This window comes from Providencia sp. Marseille-Q8014 (assembly GCF_965112055.1).
In genome coordinates this window covers 834609-849733 of the sequence record NZ_CBCOPT010000001.1, presented here as the reverse complement: position 1 = coordinate 849733, position 15125 = coordinate 834609, and the positions used below count along the sequence as shown (strand labels likewise).

13 protein-coding genes are annotated in these 15125 nt (G+C 41.9%); 9 read left to right on the top strand and 4 right to left on the bottom strand.

From position 1 onward, the window contains the following. Positions 1 to 185: 185 nt before the first annotated feature. The 4 genes from clpX to bolA form a co-directional block, all read right to left on the bottom strand. A complete protein-coding gene (clpX, locus tag ACWPW6_RS03615; RefSeq protein WP_154622406.1) occupies positions 186 to 1463 on the bottom strand; it encodes an ATP-dependent protease ATP-binding subunit ClpX in 1278 nt (425 codons plus the stop codon). 111 nt (positions 1464 to 1574) lie between these two features. Further along, positions 1575 to 2195: an ATP-dependent Clp endopeptidase proteolytic subunit ClpP gene (gene clpP, locus ACWPW6_RS03610; RefSeq protein WP_154622407.1), complete on the bottom strand. Its 621-nt coding sequence runs from the start codon at positions 2193 to 2195 to the stop codon at positions 1575 to 1577. Between the two features lie 555 nt (positions 2196 to 2750). Continuing rightward, a complete protein-coding gene (gene tig, locus ACWPW6_RS03605; RefSeq protein WP_154622408.1) occupies positions 2751 to 4055 on the bottom strand; it encodes a trigger factor in 1305 nt (434 codons plus the stop codon). 354 nt (positions 4056 to 4409) lie between these two features. Then, entirely contained in the window at positions 4410 to 4748 is a 339-nt protein-coding gene (gene bolA, locus ACWPW6_RS03600; RefSeq protein ID WP_196713808.1) for a transcriptional regulator BolA, read from the bottom strand. A gap of 242 nt (positions 4749 to 4990) precedes the next feature. Here bolA and ACWPW6_RS03595 point away from each other — a divergent pair, with 242 nt between their 5' ends. The 9 genes from ACWPW6_RS03595 (at position 4991) to ACWPW6_RS03555 (ending at position 15118) form a co-directional block, all read left to right on the top strand. Continuing rightward, positions 4991 to 5569, top strand: a complete 579-nt coding sequence (locus ACWPW6_RS03595; protein ID WP_154622410.1) for a YajG family lipoprotein — start codon at positions 4991 to 4993, stop codon at positions 5567 to 5569. Between the two features lie 140 nt (positions 5570 to 5709). After that, positions 5710 to 7212 carry an AmpG family muropeptide MFS transporter gene (locus ACWPW6_RS03590; RefSeq protein WP_196713807.1) on the top strand — a complete coding sequence of 501 codons (1503 nt, stop codon included), beginning with the start codon at positions 5710 to 5712 and terminating at the stop codon, positions 7210 to 7212. Positions 7213 to 7462: 250 nt separating this feature from the next. Next, entirely contained in the window at positions 7463 to 8236 is a 774-nt protein-coding gene (locus ACWPW6_RS03585; protein ID WP_196713806.1) for a nucleoside-specific channel-forming Tsx family protein, read from the top strand. Between the two features lie 428 nt (positions 8237 to 8664). Then, on the top strand, positions 8665 to 9612 hold the full coding sequence (gene cyoA / locus ACWPW6_RS03580; protein ID WP_154622792.1) for a cytochrome o ubiquinol oxidase subunit II: 948 nt from the start codon (positions 8665 to 8667) through the stop codon (positions 9610 to 9612). A 4-nt stretch (positions 9613 to 9616) separates the two neighbouring features. After that, positions 9617 to 11608, top strand: coding sequence for a cytochrome o ubiquinol oxidase subunit I (gene cyoB, locus ACWPW6_RS03575; protein WP_154622793.1), 1992 nt, complete (start codon positions 9617 to 9619; stop codon positions 11606 to 11608). Beyond that, positions 11598 to 12212, top strand: coding sequence for a cytochrome o ubiquinol oxidase subunit III (locus tag ACWPW6_RS03570; RefSeq protein ID WP_154622794.1), 615 nt, complete (start codon positions 11598 to 11600; stop codon positions 12210 to 12212). Before cyoB ends, ACWPW6_RS03570 begins: the two co-directional genes overlap by 11 nt. Beyond that, positions 12213 to 12545 (top strand): cytochrome o ubiquinol oxidase subunit IV, encoded by a 333-nt coding sequence (locus ACWPW6_RS03565; protein WP_154622795.1) that lies wholly within the window; start codon positions 12213 to 12215, stop codon positions 12543 to 12545. A gap of 12 nt (positions 12546 to 12557) precedes the next feature. Beyond that, entirely contained in the window at positions 12558 to 13445 is an 888-nt protein-coding gene (gene cyoE, locus ACWPW6_RS03560) for a heme o synthase (protein ID WP_070926781.1), read from the top strand. A 305-nt stretch (positions 13446 to 13750) separates the two neighbouring features. Next, positions 13751 to 15118 carry an MFS transporter gene (locus tag ACWPW6_RS03555; protein WP_163860712.1) on the top strand — a complete coding sequence of 456 codons (1368 nt, stop codon included), beginning with the start codon at positions 13751 to 13753 and terminating at the stop codon, positions 15116 to 15118. The last annotated feature ends 7 nt before the right edge of the window (positions 15119 to 15125 follow it).

Genomic DNA, 15125 nt, shown 5'->3' with positions numbered 1-15125 from the left:
TGCGCTAGTTTAAGGGTTTCCAACTATTGCTTAAAAAAGTGTATTTAAAAAGCAAAGAAACCACACTCAGAATATAAACTATATGGGGATAAGATTTTAGCATTCAATGGGTACTTGAAGATAAAAATGAAATGAGGGAGGAACCCTCATTTCACTCATAACTTGTCGTTGCTAAATCCTAGGCGTTAATTATCACCGGAGGCTTGAGCATCAGGTTTGCTGTAGATCAGTAATGGTTCTGATTGTTCATTAATGACATTTTCATCAACAACGACTTTTTCTACATTATCCATAGAAGGCAGGTCATACATTGTATTTAGCAATGCCGCTTCAACAATAGAACGTAAACCACGAGCCCCCGTTTTACGAGCCATTGCTTTTTTAGCAATCGCTTTTAACGCTTCTTCACGGAACTCTAATTCTGTCCCTTCAAGGCTAAATAGCGCTTGGTACTGTTTAGTTAGCGCATTTTTGGGTTCTTGAAGGATCTGAATAAGCGCCTCTTCACTCAATTCCGTTAAAGTTGCCACCACTGGCAAACGACCGATAAACTCAGGGATCAAACCAAATTTGATCAGATCTTCAGGCTCTGTTTGTGCTAACAATTCACCTTCAGTAATTTTCTCGGATTCGCCTTTAACCTCAGCAGCAAAACCAATACCTGAACGCGTATTTAAACGCTGACCGATCACTTTATCGAGCCCCGCAAAAGCACCTCCACAGATAAATAAGATCTTAGAGGTATCAACCTGTAAGAACTCTTGCTGAGGATGCTTACGACCACCTTGAGGTGGAACGGCTGCAATTGTCCCTTCAATCAGTTTCAACAACGCTTGTTGTACCCCTTCACCTGAAACATCACGGGTAATTGAAGGGTTATCAGATTTACGTGAAATTTTGTCAATTTCATCGATATAAACAATACCGCGTTGCGCTTTTTCTACATCGTAGTCACATTTTTGCAGTAATTTTTGGATGATGTTTTCAACATCTTCACCAACATAACCCGCTTCGGTTAAGGTGGTGGCATCTGCCATCGTGAAAGGCACATCCAAGTAACGAGCAAGGGTTTCAGCCAGCAATGTTTTACCGCTGCCTGTTGGACCAATCAGCAAAATGTTGCTTTTACCAAGCTCAACACCTTCGCTGGTTGTATCACCATTCCGTAATCGCTTGTAGTGATTATAGACGGCGACAGCCAATACTTTTTTCGCCTGTTCTTGACCTATCACATAATCATCAAGATGCTCTCTGATCTCATGTGGGGTAGGTAATGCACTACGCTCACGATGAGGAGCCAGTTCTTTGATCTCTTCACGGATGATATCGAGGCATAAATCGACACATTCATCACAAATATAGACTGACGGACCGGCAATCAGCTTGCGGACTTCATGCTGACTTTTTCCGCAGAAAGAGCAGTACAACAGTTTACCTGACCCCTCTTTGCGCTTATCTGTCATCAGTTGACCTCACTTATCGTCAATTTTCCCCCGTTTATTCACTATCTTGCGCGATAAAACGGAGGAATAAATTTCTTTGATATTAATTAAGTATGTATAAACCTTAGTTAATTAACGGCTAGTATAAATATGGTCAACCAAACCATACTCTTTAGCTTCATTTGCAGACAAGAAACGATCGCGCTCTGTGTCACGATTGATTTCTTCGACAGGCTTACCTGTGTGCAATGCCATTAACTCATTCATGCGCGCTTTCACTTTCAGAATTTCCTGAGCGTGAATTTCGATATCGGTCGCTTGTCCTTGATAACCACCGAGTGGTTGGTGGATCATCACGCGAGAATTTGGTAGGCAGAAGCGTTTACCTTTAGTCCCCGCAGCTAGCAAGAATGATCCCATAGAACAAGCTTGTCCCATACAGATCGTACTAACATCAGGTTTAATAAATTGCATTGTGTCATAGATGGACATACCTGCTGTAATCACGCCACCTGGGGAGTTGATGTAAAGCTGGATATCTTTTTCTGGGTTTTCTGCTTCCAAAAATAGCATCTGTGCGACAATTAAGTTCGCCATATGATCTTCCACCTGACCTGTCAGGAAGATAATACGTTCTTTTAACAGACGTGAATAAATATCGTATGAACGTTCACCCCGAGAGGTCTGCTCAATGACCATTGGCACGAGTGCCATTTGGGATGCTAGATTTTCCTGACCGCCAAAATATGACATCGAAATCTCCTATTAAAAACTTTCTGGTGCTTGCGCCTAAATTTGCTGTTTGTTCGACTTTTACGCATTCTAAGCAGCAAACAAACAGTTTGTCTTTAAAAATTATCTATCTCACATATTTTCACTGCTATCTCATTTGATTATTTCTTTGTGTTTAGCCTAAAGACCCTCAAAGAAGTGTGCATTAATGAGATGAATTATGCTGTAGAAAACAAGACTCACTGTAAAATAGTTTAACACAAGTCTGTAAGGATTCACGGATTTGTTCTGTAAGATTCACCCAGCCTAACAGCCGATATAATTAGAATATACAGCAACATTTATAATAAAATTAGGGCGAAAATGTTATTTTCAAGACTATCTTCGCTTGTCCTCTAAAAATTAGCTCGATATTAAGGTAGATACTCAGGTGCTCGAGGAACAAAAATCACGGTATACCTTGAACATAAGCGTACCACGCTATCAACCTAATCTGAGAGATGACGCCGATATCATTGACAAAAAACCCGCAGCATACGCCACGGGTTTTTTATTTATAACGCGGATAAAACGAAATTAACCAGCTTGAACTTGGTTCATCAGTTCATTGAAGTTAGTTTCTTTTTCAGTCACTTTAGCCACTTCCAGAATTTTCTCAACCGCTTGTTCTTCAAGAGCTAAGTTACGAACGCTATTCATCAGCTCATTGTTTTTGCTGTAGTATTCGATAACTTCAGTTGGATCTTCATAAGCTGAAGCCATTTCTTCAATCAGAACTTTAACGCGATCTTCATCAGCTTTCAGTTCGTTCGAATTGATCACTTCACCTAACAGTAGGCCGATAACAACGCGACGTTTCGCTTGTTCTTCGAACAGCTCACGAGGCAGTTCCATCGCTTGTTTCTCGTTACCACCGAAACGTTGTGCAGCTTGACGACGCAGAACATCGATCTCACCATCAACCACCGCAGCTGGAACTTCGATGTCATTCGCATTAACCAAACCATCCAGAACTTGAGCTTTAATACGGTTACGTACCGCATTTTTCAGTTCGCGTTCCATGTTTTTACGCACTTCCGCGCGCAGACCGTCTAAAGTGCCGTCAGCAATACCGAAACGCTTGATGAATTCTTCAGTGAATTCTGGCAGTTCACGCTGTTCAACTTTCTTCAGAACGATAGCAAACTTCGCTGCTTTACCTTTCAGGTTTTCAGCGTGGTAATCTTCTGGGAAATTAACTTCGATATCGAATTCTTCACCCGCTTTGTGGCCAACGATGCCATCTTCAAAACCAGGGATCATACGACCTTCGCCCATAACTAGTGCGAAATCTTCTGCTTTGCCGCCTTCAAATTCTTCACCATCGATTGAACCCGTGAAGTTAATTGTGATACGCGAATCAGCCGCTGCAGCTTCAGATGTTTCTTTCCACTGAGCTTGTTGTTTACGTAGCGTTTCCAGCATGTTTTCAAGATCTTCATCTTTAACAGTAACAACTGGTTTTTCTACTTCGATAGTTTCCAGACCTTTTAGTTCGATTTCTGGATAGACTTCGAATTCAACTGAGTAAACAAAATCTTTACCATCTTCCAGCATTTCAGGCTTGTAGCTAGGTGCACCGGCTGGATTGATTTTTTGTTCAATGATTGCGTTGATGAAGTTACGTTGCATCACATCGCCCAGAACGTCTTGCATAACAGACGCGCCGTAACGCTGTTTAACGATGTTCATTGGCACTTTTCCTTTACGGAAGCCATCAACACGTACTTTCTTCGCGACGTTAACCAGCTCGCTGTTTACTGCTTTTTCAATATCGGCAGCAGGAACGGTGATTGTTACACGACGCCCAAGGCCTTGAGTCGTTTCAACAGAAACTTGCATCTTCTTACCTCAAAAAAAATCTTAGTGATCGGTCTACTCCAGAGTTAAGCCATTAAATCATAATGACCTTCTCCCTTCCAGAACCGGGGGCGTTGCTTACACAACGGTCATCCCTGATATCAGAAGCGTCCCGAAACCTTACTGAAAATTAGACGCGACATTATACCGATGCAGATGCCCCGAGTCGAGAAAAGCTGATAAAAGAAGCGATTATTCCTCTTTATTTGTGACTTTTCCGACTAAAAAAAGCACTCCCCAAGCAAATTGGGGAAAAAACATACATCGATATTAATGCCAACATTCATAAAATGACATAAATCGTCTCATCATAATAACAGTCAAACAGCGAATCAATCAGCTGTTTATTTTACCGCCACCACGACAGGCGGGAGAATTCAGTGCCGTATCCGCTAAATTATGCCACTCTGAAGGGGTATAAGTATGTAGCGCTAAAGCATGGATACTTCCCGCTAATTCATCTGCCAAAATAGCATAAATTTCACGATGACGGCCAACCATACGTTTGTTTTCAAATTTTTCACTGACCAAAACCACTTTAAAGTGGCTTTCTGAGCCCGCAGGAACATTATGTTGATAGCTTTCATTGATTACTTCAAGATAAGCGGGTTCAAAGGCTGCATGCAGCTTTTGCTGAATATGTGATTGCATATTTAGCGGTGCATCAATCCCCATAAAAATCACTCCTTTGTTCAACCACCATTGACGTTTTGTTATCTTTTTTTGTAGTGATAGAGGACAATCGCGCTACAATGATATGATAACTACCACTTTGACGAATTTTTCTCGAAATGGTTGTCTAACCTTTCAGAAAACCCGTCAGGGTGAAACTATAACCCTAGTTAAATGTATAAGGGTTCGTTAGGTTGCACCATAACGGAACAACCCCAATTAGGAAAGATGAACTGGAAAAAATTATGTTAAGAAAACTTTGTTTTCCTCTTTTTGCACTATTTCTTCTAGCTGGTTGTGCAACAAGCAGTAATACTTTATCACTCGAACCCAAGATTACTTTGCCAGCACGAAATCCGACGCTGAATGCAACCGCAATTAGTGTTAGCAGCGTAGATAGTCGGCCTTCAAAAGCACTGACAGAAATCAACCGTAATGGAAGTTTAGTGGTGCTGTCCCCTTCCCGTGATCCACGCTATTTAATGCAAGAAGCGGTTGAAAAACAAATGGCTGCTCGCGGCTTCATGGTGTCATCTCCTGCCAATGTCAACTTGGTCGTTCAACTGAACCAATTAAACGCCCAAGTCAGTGAAGGCAGTTTACGCCATAATATTACCGTGAATTCTAGCGTAACGGTTACCGCAACAGCACCGAATGGTTCCACCAAATCACGGACATTCACACGTAATTACAATAACCAAGAATTACTGGGTGCTAGCAACGATAAAATTGAAAAAGCGATCAATCTTGCACTCACTGATCTGATCAACGATATGGCTAATGATCAAGAATTGACCCAATTTATCAAACAAAACGCTCGATAATGATTCGAGACGATGTTTTGTCATACATTAAGTGCCTATCTCTATAGAATAGGCACTTAATGAAACGGTGAATAGCGCCTTCACCATTATTCAATAACGGAAAGCCTTTTATTTAGCTCATAACCAATCATAGGAAGATTATGTCCCGTGCTTTTTTACCCAATTCAGTCATTTTAATCCTATTAGGTTTTGTATCCGGCCTTCCGTTAGCACTGACTGCTGGCACGCTACAAGCTTGGTTGACGGTTGAAAATATCGATATTAAAACGATTGGTTTTTTTTCACTGGTTGGTCAAGCTTATGTATTAAAGTTTCTTTGGTCTCCAATGATGGATCGGTATACCCCGCCCTTTCTTGGCCGGCGTAGAGGATGGTTACTGACCACACAAATCCTGCTTATTTTCAGTATCGGTGCAATGGGTTTTATGAATCCATCAGACCATCTATGGTGGCTAGCAGTGCTGGCTGTTATGGTCGCTTTTTGTTCTGCCTCACAAGATATTGTCTTTGATGCCTATAAGACGGACCTGCTCAGCGCGGAAGAACGAGGCTTTGGTGCCGCAGTCTCAGTGATGGGTTATCGCATCAGTATGCTGGTGTCTGGTGGGCTAGCATTATGGATGGCAGATAAATTTCTCACATGGCAACAACTTTATATGGTGATGGCAGGGCTGATGCTCATTGGTGTTTTTGCGACTCTGCTCGCCAAAGAACCAGAAGATAGTGGTACCCCGCCAACCTCACTGAAAGATGCGATTTATAAACCGCTTGCCGAGTTTTTTAGCCGCAACAATGCCTGGCTAGTCCTCTTATTATTAGTATTCTATAAGATGGGTGATGCGTTTGTGATGGCGCTTAGTACTAACTTCTTATTGAGTGGTCTTGGCTTTACCTTAAGTGAAGTTGCTGCGGTCAATAAAACTGTCGGTATGGCAGCAACCATCTTCGGGGCATTGTTTGGCGGTTACCTAATGAAAAACATGAGCCTATTTAACGCCTTATTGGTGTTTGGTATTTTGCAAGGCGCCTCAAATATCGGCTATTGGTTCCTTGCGGTCACACCACCAAACATTATCAGTATGGGTTCAATCATTGTCATCGAAAATATTTTTTCAGGAATGGGAACCGCGGCGTTCGTGGCATTACTCATGACTCTATGTAATAAGTCATTATCTGCAACACAATTCGCTTTACTCTCTGCACTTTCGGCTATCGCTCGAGTGTATATAGGCCCTGTTGCCAGTATTGTTGTTCTTTCTTACGGCTGGCCAACCTTCTATCTGATTTCTATTGTTGTTTCAGTACCCAGTATTCTGCTCTTGCTTGCCTGTAAAACCTCGTTGAGCTATACGCAAACCACTGGGTTATTCCAACGCAGGGAGCTGTATCCACAAGCTTATAAAATTGCCGTTTATATCCTCTTAACCGCAATTGCTATATTAGCGCTATGGCTATTAACACTATTAGTTACCTCGTTTGCTACAGTCAAAATTTACTTATTCACCAATCAAATATCCCTTTGGCTTGCCCTACCTGAATATAAGAATTTCATTTTCAATACAGGCGCAAGTATTGGCGCACTCAGTTTAATCATTGGTGGCTGTCTCGACTTCTTTGCAGTACGCAAGATAGTTAAGAAATAAATTATTAACTCAATCAATCATCCCGAAGTGAAATTAATTCATTTCGGGTTTTTTCTTGACCTTTTAAATTAGATCTGACTAGCAAATATTGATATCCCTACCTTCATAGCGTGATGCATATCACCTATTTAATGAAATATATTTTTTAATTACAAATTAAAAGCCTAATATCTCACACGTTAAGGGCTAATCAGCCTTATGGCTGAATAACAAATAAATATCGTTAATACTCAAACGAAAATAATATATCATGAAAAAACAACTTCTCTGCGTCGCTGCACTTGCGTCTTTAGCTGGGACGGCAAATGCTGACGACTTTCTTGGCTATCAGAATGGTTTCGCGGACATCAATGTCAATTACTTAGACTGGTCTCACCGCACCGAAACTAAATCAGAAAACACCACTCGCAAAAAAGATTTTGCCTACATTGAGTTAGAAGGCGGAGCTAACTTTAATTGGGGTGAATTGTATGGATTTTTTGATGTCGAAAATCCATTCCACAAACGTCGTACTGAGCCTGGCCGTAACCAACGTTACACCATCAAAACGACAGGTCGTTTCTATCTAGGCGATAGTGGCTTTAACGTTTATGGTCATGTTTACGGTACTTGGTCAATGCCAGGTGCTAAATATGGTGGCAATTTCCATGAAGTCAACACATTATATGGCTTAGGCTACAACACTTCATTCGGTGATCTGTGGTTCAAACCATTCGTTGCATTACATTATGTTGACCAAACTTTCTACTCAGGCAATAACGGCTATGTGGTTGGTTGGGTTGCAGGTTATGGCTTCAAGATGTTTGAAGAAGATTTCATGATCACTAACTGGCATGAAATGGAATTTGCGCGTCATAAGCGCTACGGCAACGGTGGGCGTGACGGCGTCAATGGTGCTCTCGCCTTTTGGTGGAATGCAACACCACACTTAGCTGCGGGTGTGCAATACCGCTATGCTGACAATAAGCTAGGCGATGATTTTTATCAAGACGCAATCATTTATACATTAAAATATACATTCTAAGTGTTTATATTTAACTGTAAAAAAATTTAAAAACTCTCTTTTCTTTTCAAGAAAATAACAATTTTTCTTAGTTGTTTTAGCCGATAAGATGGCCTCAAGCCTCTTATCGGCGTTAAAAGCCGTATTTTCACCTACCATTTTATTTAACAATCAGATCAGTTGTTTTAATTTTTGCTCATTTTTGTATATATTTTTCTTTGAAAAAAGACAAAGATATTTTAGTATTAGTCCTGTTTTAGCAAAATATACCTATAATCTGCATGACTTTTAACTATTTAATCATAAGTTCTTCACATGTGATCATATTAACATAAAGAGCTAACAATCCCGTTTCTTTACCTTACAATTGTTTACACTCACATAACCTTACCGTAGAATGCCCCCACTGATGAAACGACAATTAGAATCTTTGTCATTTGGGGTCGTGGATGAGACTTATGAACTACAAAAAAAGCATTGGGGCACTCTCACTTGTTGTCGCTACCTTATTATTAGGTGGTTGCGATATGGTGTTGATGGACCCTAAAGGCGCCGTTGGCGTTAAACAAAAAGAGCTGATTCTTATTGCAATCGGCTTAATGCTGGTTGTTGTCATTCCCGTTATTTTCATGGCGTTTATTTTTGCTAGAAAATATCGTGAATCCAATAAATCAGCAACTTACCGTCCTAACTGGGCTCACTCAAATAAAATTGAGTTAGTCTGCTGGACTGTTCCTATCATCATTATCATTATTCTAGGTACAATCACTTGGAAAACGACTCATGAGCTTGATCCATATCAGCCATTAGTCAGTGATCAGGAACCTGTCACAATTGAAGTTATTTCCGCTGACTGGAAATGGATTTTCATCTATCCAGAGCAAGGTATTGCAACAGTTAACGAAATAGCATTCCCTACCGGTGTGCCAATCAACTTCAAAATCACATCTGATTCGGTGATGAACTCGTTCTTCATTCCATCTTTAGGTGGCCAAATCTATGCGATGGCAGGTATGCAAACTAAACTTCACTTAATTGCCAACGAACCTGGTACCTACAAAGGCTTCTCAGCAAGCTATAGTGGTCATGGATTCTCTGACATGAAGTTTAATGCTATTGCAACACCTGATCGTCAAGGTTTTGATGAGTGGGTACAAAAGGTAAAAGCTTCACCTAAAACTATGGATACAATGCAAGCTTTCGACGAAGTCGCTAAGCCTAGCATGAATGTTCCTGTTACCTACTTCTCTAGCGTGAAACCAAATCTGTATGAAGACATCATTCTCAAGTTTGGTCATGAGCACCATAAAGGTCACGCTCCTGCGGACAAGAAAGATGAAGCCGCAGGTCAATCTATGCATATGAGCCATAATGCTCATACAGGCGCTGAGGAATAAGGGCATGTTCGGAAAATTAACACTAGATGCTATTCCGCTCCATGAGCCAATTGTCGTCGTGACATTGATTTGTATCATTCTCGGCGGCCTTGCGCTTCTAGGTGCGATCACCTACTTCGGTAAATGGAAGTGGTTGTGGAAAGAGTGGTTAACCTCTGTTGACCACAAAAAAATTGGTGTCATGTACATCATTGTTGCAATGGTCATGTTGTTCCGTGGTTTCGCGGATGCCATCATGATGCGTGGTCAGCAGGTACTTGCTTCTGCTGGTCAAGAAGGGTTCTTGAATCCTCATCACTATGACCAAATTTTTACCGCACACGGCGTTATCATGATTTTCTTCATGGCAACACCATTTGTTGTCGGTCTGATGAACCTTGTTGTTCCTCTGCAAATTGGTGCACGTGATGTTGCGTTCCCATTCCTGAACTCACTGAGCTTCTGGTTCTTCGTTGTCGGTGTTGTGCTGATTAACATCTCTTTAGGGGTGGGTGAATTCGCACAGACAGGTTGGTTAGCTTATCCGCCTTTATCTGGCTTGGAGTACAACCCTGGTGTCGGGGTCGATTATTGGATATGGAGTCTCCAAATATCCGGTATTGGTACACTATTAACAGGGGTTAACTTTATCGCGACAATTATCCGTATGCGTGCACCGGGTATGTCGATGATGAAAATGCCAGTATTCAGCTGGGCAGCACTCTGTACTAACGTACTGATCGTTGCAGCATTCCCTATCTTAACAGTCACCATCACACTACTGACTTTAGACCGTTATCTAGGCACCCATTTCTTCACTAACGATATGGGCGGCAACATGATGATGTACATCAACCTGATTTGGGCTTGGGGTCACCCTGAGGTGTATATCCTTGTCCTACCTGTATTTGGTGTATTCTCAGAAATTGCAGCAACCTTCTCGAAAAAACGTTTGTTTGGCTATACCTCTCTGGTATGGGCAACTATCGTTATTACCGTTATGTCGTTCATTGTATGGTTGCACCACTTCTTTACGATGGGCTCGGGGGCAAACGTCAACGCCTTCTTCGGTATCGCTACGATGATTATCGCAATCCCAACTGGGGTTAAGATCTTCAACTGGCTGTTTACCATGTACCAAGGTCGTATTGAGTTCAAATCACCGATGCTATGGACTGTCGGCTTCATTATCACCTTCTCTGTTGGTGGTATGACTGGGGTTCTACTTGCTGTACCTGGTGCAAACTTCGTTCTACACAACAGCTTATTCCTGATTGCTCACTTCCATAACGTTATCATTGGTGGTGTGGTATTCGGATGTTTCGCTGGTATGACTTACTGGTTCCCGAAAGCTTACGGCTTCACGCTGAATGAGAAGTGGGGCGTTCGTGCCTTCTGGTTCTGGATTGTTGGTTTCTTCTTAGCATTTATGCCGTTGTATATCCTTGGCTTTATGGGTATGACTCGTCGTTTAAGCCAAAACATTGATCCAACGTACCACGGTATGCTGGTTGCAGCGGCTTGCGGTGCAGGTCTAATCGCAATTGGTATTGCATGCCAAGTTATCCAAATCATCGTGAGTATCCGTGATCGTCATGCTAACCGTGACTTAACCGGAGACCCATGGGGCGGACGTACTCTGGAGTGGGCAACTTCTTCTCCACCACCATTCTACAACTTCGCTATTGAACCTAACGTTCAAACGCGTGATGCTTGGTGGGATATGAAAGAAAAAGGCATCGCTCATAAGAAACCTGCTTCATATGAAGAAATTCATATGCCGAAAAATACCGGCGCTGGCGTGATTATCGCGGCATTTAGCTTGGTTTTAGGTTTCGCGATGATCTGGCACATCTGGTGGCTCGCAATCGTTGGTTTCGCTGGCATGATTGTTACTTGGATTGCAAAAAGCTTCGACGAAGATGTTGATTATTACGTACCTGTGGCTGAAATCGAAGAAATCGAGAATAAGCACTTTGAAGACTTACGTAAGGCAGGTGTGAACGATGTCAACTAATACAATGACTAATCAAAACTTAGCCCATGCAGAGCATGGGCACCATGATGCAGGTGGGACAAAGGTATTTGGTTTCTGGCTCTACATAATGAGCGACCTGATTCTATTTGCTTGCTTGTTTGCAACTTATGTTGTTCTAGCCGATGGCACCGCTGGTGGTCCTGAAGGTAAAGATATTTTCAGCCTGAAATTCGTTCTGGGTGAAACATTCTTACTTTTATTCAGTAGTATTACCTATGGCTTCGCAATGATTGCGATGCATAAAGGGAAAATCCCAGCAGTCAACTTATGGCTATTCGCAACCTTCCTGCTAGGCCTTGGGTTCGTTATCATGGAAGTGTACGAGTTCCATGAACTGATCGCTGAAGGACTGGGTCCTGACCGTAGCGGTTTCCTATCAGGTTTCTTTGCTTTAGTTGCAACACATGGTCTGCACGTAACAGCAGGTTTGATCTGGATTATCGTTATGATGATTCAAGTCACTCGTCGTGGCCTAACTGACGTGAACAAAACGCGTTTGAACTGCCTTAGCTTATTCTGGCACTTCTTAGACGTTGTTTGGATTTGTGTATTTACCGTTGTTTATCTTCTGGGGGCTATTTAAATGAGTCATGCAAAAGATGCTCACACTGGAGCAAGCCACGGTAGCGTTAAAACATACCTGATTGGCTTTATTCTATCCGTCATCCTGACAGTGATCCCATTCTGGATGGTGATGGAAGGTACTGCATCACAAGCCGCTATCCTTTGGACTGTTGTCGGTATGGCAGTTGTGCAGATCCTTGTACACTTAGTCTGTTTCCTGCACATGAATACATCATCAGATGAGCGCTGGAACCTGATTGCATTTCTGTTCACTATGCTAATCATCGGTATCGTTGTTGTTGGCTCTCTGTGGATTATGTACAACCTGAACATCAATATGATGCTCGACTAAAGAGTTGCCGATATGTTTAAGCAATACCTGCAAGTGACCAAGCCAGGAATTATTTTCGGAAATCTAATTTCTGTGATCGGCGGTTTTCTACTTGCCTCAAAAGGCACGATTGATTATCCGCTGTTTATTGCGACTTTGCTGGGTGTATCACTGGTCGTGGCTTCTGGTTGTGTTTTTAACAACTATATCGACCGTGATATCGACCGTATCATGGAAAGAACGAAGAATCGCCCTTTAGTTAAAGGGCTGATTGACCCGAAGATTAGCCTGATTTACGCCGCTGCATTAGGTATTGCTGGCATGCTGCTACTTCTTGTAGCAGCGAATGCTCTGGCAATGCTCCTTGCGGTGATTGGTTTCATCGTTTATGTAGGTATCTATAGCCTATATATGAAACGTAAATCAGTCTATGGCACGCTAATTGGCAGTTTATCTGGTGCAGCACCTCCTGTTATTGGTTACTGTGCCGTCACAAATGAGTTCGATACCGGTGCATTGATTCTGTTATTGATCTTCAGTTTGTGGCAGATGCCACATTCGTATGCTATCGCGATTTTCCGTTTTAAAGACTATAAAGCAGCCAATATTCCTGTTTTGCCTGTTATTAAGGGGATCTCTGTGGCTAAAACCCATATCTTCTTATATATCTTGGCATTTATGGTCGCCACACTGATGTTAGCTATCAGCGGATACGCTGGTTATAAATATTTAGTTGTTGGTGCGGCTGTTAGTCTTTGGTGGCTTGGCATGGCAATCTCCGGATTTAAAACCGAAAATGATGACCGTGTTTGGGCTCGCAAACTGTTTATCTTCTCCATTGTGGCTATCACATCGTTGAGTGTCATGATGTCAGTTGATCCAACAGTTTCAACCGATACTGTTATAGCTTTAGTTAGATAAATTCTAACACGCAGTTACTCTAACGGCAGGCTAGTCCTGCCGTTTCATTTAGTCACCATGTTTTCGAACGTTTTTATTTGACGAATCGACCTACCCTATCGAATAACTTTTATGTTTTAATACCCGCTTATTCATGCCTAGCATAGCGAGATAATGCCTTTCTATGCTCAAAATAATAACTAACAATATTCTAATTTGTTGTAATAAGGCAAAATGTGACTAATTCCTAGATAAATACATTCATAACTGACCAGGGTTAGTGAATGAAGCCAACACAGCTACAGCTTGAAGTATGACGAGTATTTATGAAAGATAACAAAATGACCACCTCCGAACTCCGTGCTACATGGGGGTTGGGTTCAGTTTTCTCCCTACGTATGTTAGGGATGTTTATGGTATTACCCATTTTGACCAGTTATGGTATTCATCTTAAGGACTCATCAGAATTTTTGGTAGGCCTAGCGATTGGTATTTATGGTTTAAGCCAAGCTATCTTTCAGATACCGTTTGGTTTAATGTCGGATAAAATTGGTCGTAAGCCCTTAATTATTATTGGGCTAGTTATCTTTATTATTGGTAGTGTGATTGCCGCTCTCAGTGATTCCATATGGGGCATTATTATTGGCCGAGCCTTGCAAGGTGCTGGCGCTATTTCTGCCGCCGTTATGGCATTACTTTCCGATTTAACGCGTGAGCAGAATCGAACCAAAGCAATGGCTTTTTTAGGAATTAGCTTTGGTATCACTTTCGCTATTGCCTTAGTATTAGGCCCGATCATCACTCATTGGATTGGCTTAAGCGGGCTATTTTGGGGAATCACCCTATTAGCAGGAGGCGCTATCATCGTTACCCTGTTTGTTGTACCGAATAGCCGCCAGCATATTACTAACCGAGAATCCGCTTTTGTTAAAGGAAATTTACGGGCGGTCATTACTCACCCGCAATTATTGAAACTCAACTTAGGCATCTTAAGCTTACACACCTTGCTCATGTCCAGCTTCGTCGCTTTACCTTTAATGATGAGCGATGCGGGATACCTAGCCAAAGACCATTGGAAAGCTTACCTTATCACCATGCTGGTCGCTTTTGTTTCAGTGCTTCCCTTTATCATCTACGCTGAAAAACACCGAAAAATGAAGCAAGTGTTTTTATTCTGTATTGTGATACTGGCTTTAGCTGAAATAACCTTATGGCTGTCAGGAAGCCATTTGTGGGTGATTTTCGTTGGCTTACAACTGTTTTTTGTTGCCTTTAATATTATGGAGGCGATCCTTCCTTCTTTAATCAGTAAAGAAGCTCCCGCAGGTTATAAAGGTACCGCAATGGGGGTTTACTCCACCAGCCAATTTCTAGGTGTCGCTATCGGAGGGATACTCGGCGGTTGGTTATATGATATAGATGGCGCAGCCGCGGTATTTATCGGTGGATTAGCAGTAACAGCCATTTGGTTTGTTGTTAGCTTAACCATGAAGCAACCACCTTATGTCAGCAGTATTCGCCTTGTGTTACCACCTCAATTTAAAAACACCGCTAAGTTACAAGCACTGCTCTTATCTCAACCCGGTGTACTTGAGGCCGCGATTATCCCTGATGAAATGGGCGTCTATGTGAAAGTGGATAGAAAATTGACCTCCCGAGAACAACTCGAGTCTATCATCAAAGACCAAATATAATCGCTAT

Bases quoted from the DNA above. Each gene is read 5' to 3' on its own strand.
- bolA (WP_196713808.1), bottom strand. From the start codon at position 4,748: ATGGGGATTGATGCACCGCTAAATATGCAATCACATATTCAGCAAAAG.
- tig (WP_154622408.1), bottom strand. From the start codon at position 4,055: ATGCAAGTTTCTGTTGAAACGACTCAAGGCCTTGGGCGTCGTGTAACA.
- ACWPW6_RS03565 (WP_154622795.1), top strand. From the start codon at position 12,213: ATGAGTCATGCAAAAGATGCTCACACTGGAGCAAGCCACGGTAGCGTT.
- ACWPW6_RS03595 (WP_154622410.1), top strand. From the start codon at position 4,991: ATGTTAAGAAAACTTTGTTTTCCTCTTTTTGCACTATTTCTTCTAGCT.
- cyoA (WP_154622792.1), top strand. From the start codon at position 8,665: ATGAGACTTATGAACTACAAAAAAAGCATTGGGGCACTCTCACTTGTT.
- cyoB (WP_154622793.1), top strand. From the start codon at position 9,617: ATGTTCGGAAAATTAACACTAGATGCTATTCCGCTCCATGAGCCAATT.
- clpP (WP_154622407.1), bottom strand. From the start codon at position 2,195: ATGTCATATTTTGGCGGTCAGGAAAATCTAGCATCCCAAATGGCACTC.
- clpX (WP_154622406.1), bottom strand. From the start codon at position 1,463: ATGACAGATAAGCGCAAAGAGGGGTCAGGTAAACTGTTGTACTGCTCT.
- ACWPW6_RS03590 (WP_196713807.1), top strand. From the start codon at position 5,710: ATGTCCCGTGCTTTTTTACCCAATTCAGTCATTTTAATCCTATTAGGT.
- ACWPW6_RS03585 (WP_196713806.1), top strand. From the start codon at position 7,463: ATGAAAAAACAACTTCTCTGCGTCGCTGCACTTGCGTCTTTAGCTGGG.
- cyoE (WP_070926781.1), top strand. From the start codon at position 12,558: ATGTTTAAGCAATACCTGCAAGTGACCAAGCCAGGAATTATTTTCGGA.
- ACWPW6_RS03555 (WP_163860712.1), top strand. From the start codon at position 13,751: ATGAAAGATAACAAAATGACCACCTCCGAACTCCGTGCTACATGGGGG.
- ACWPW6_RS03570 (WP_154622794.1), top strand. From the start codon at position 11,598: ATGTCAACTAATACAATGACTAATCAAAACTTAGCCCATGCAGAGCAT.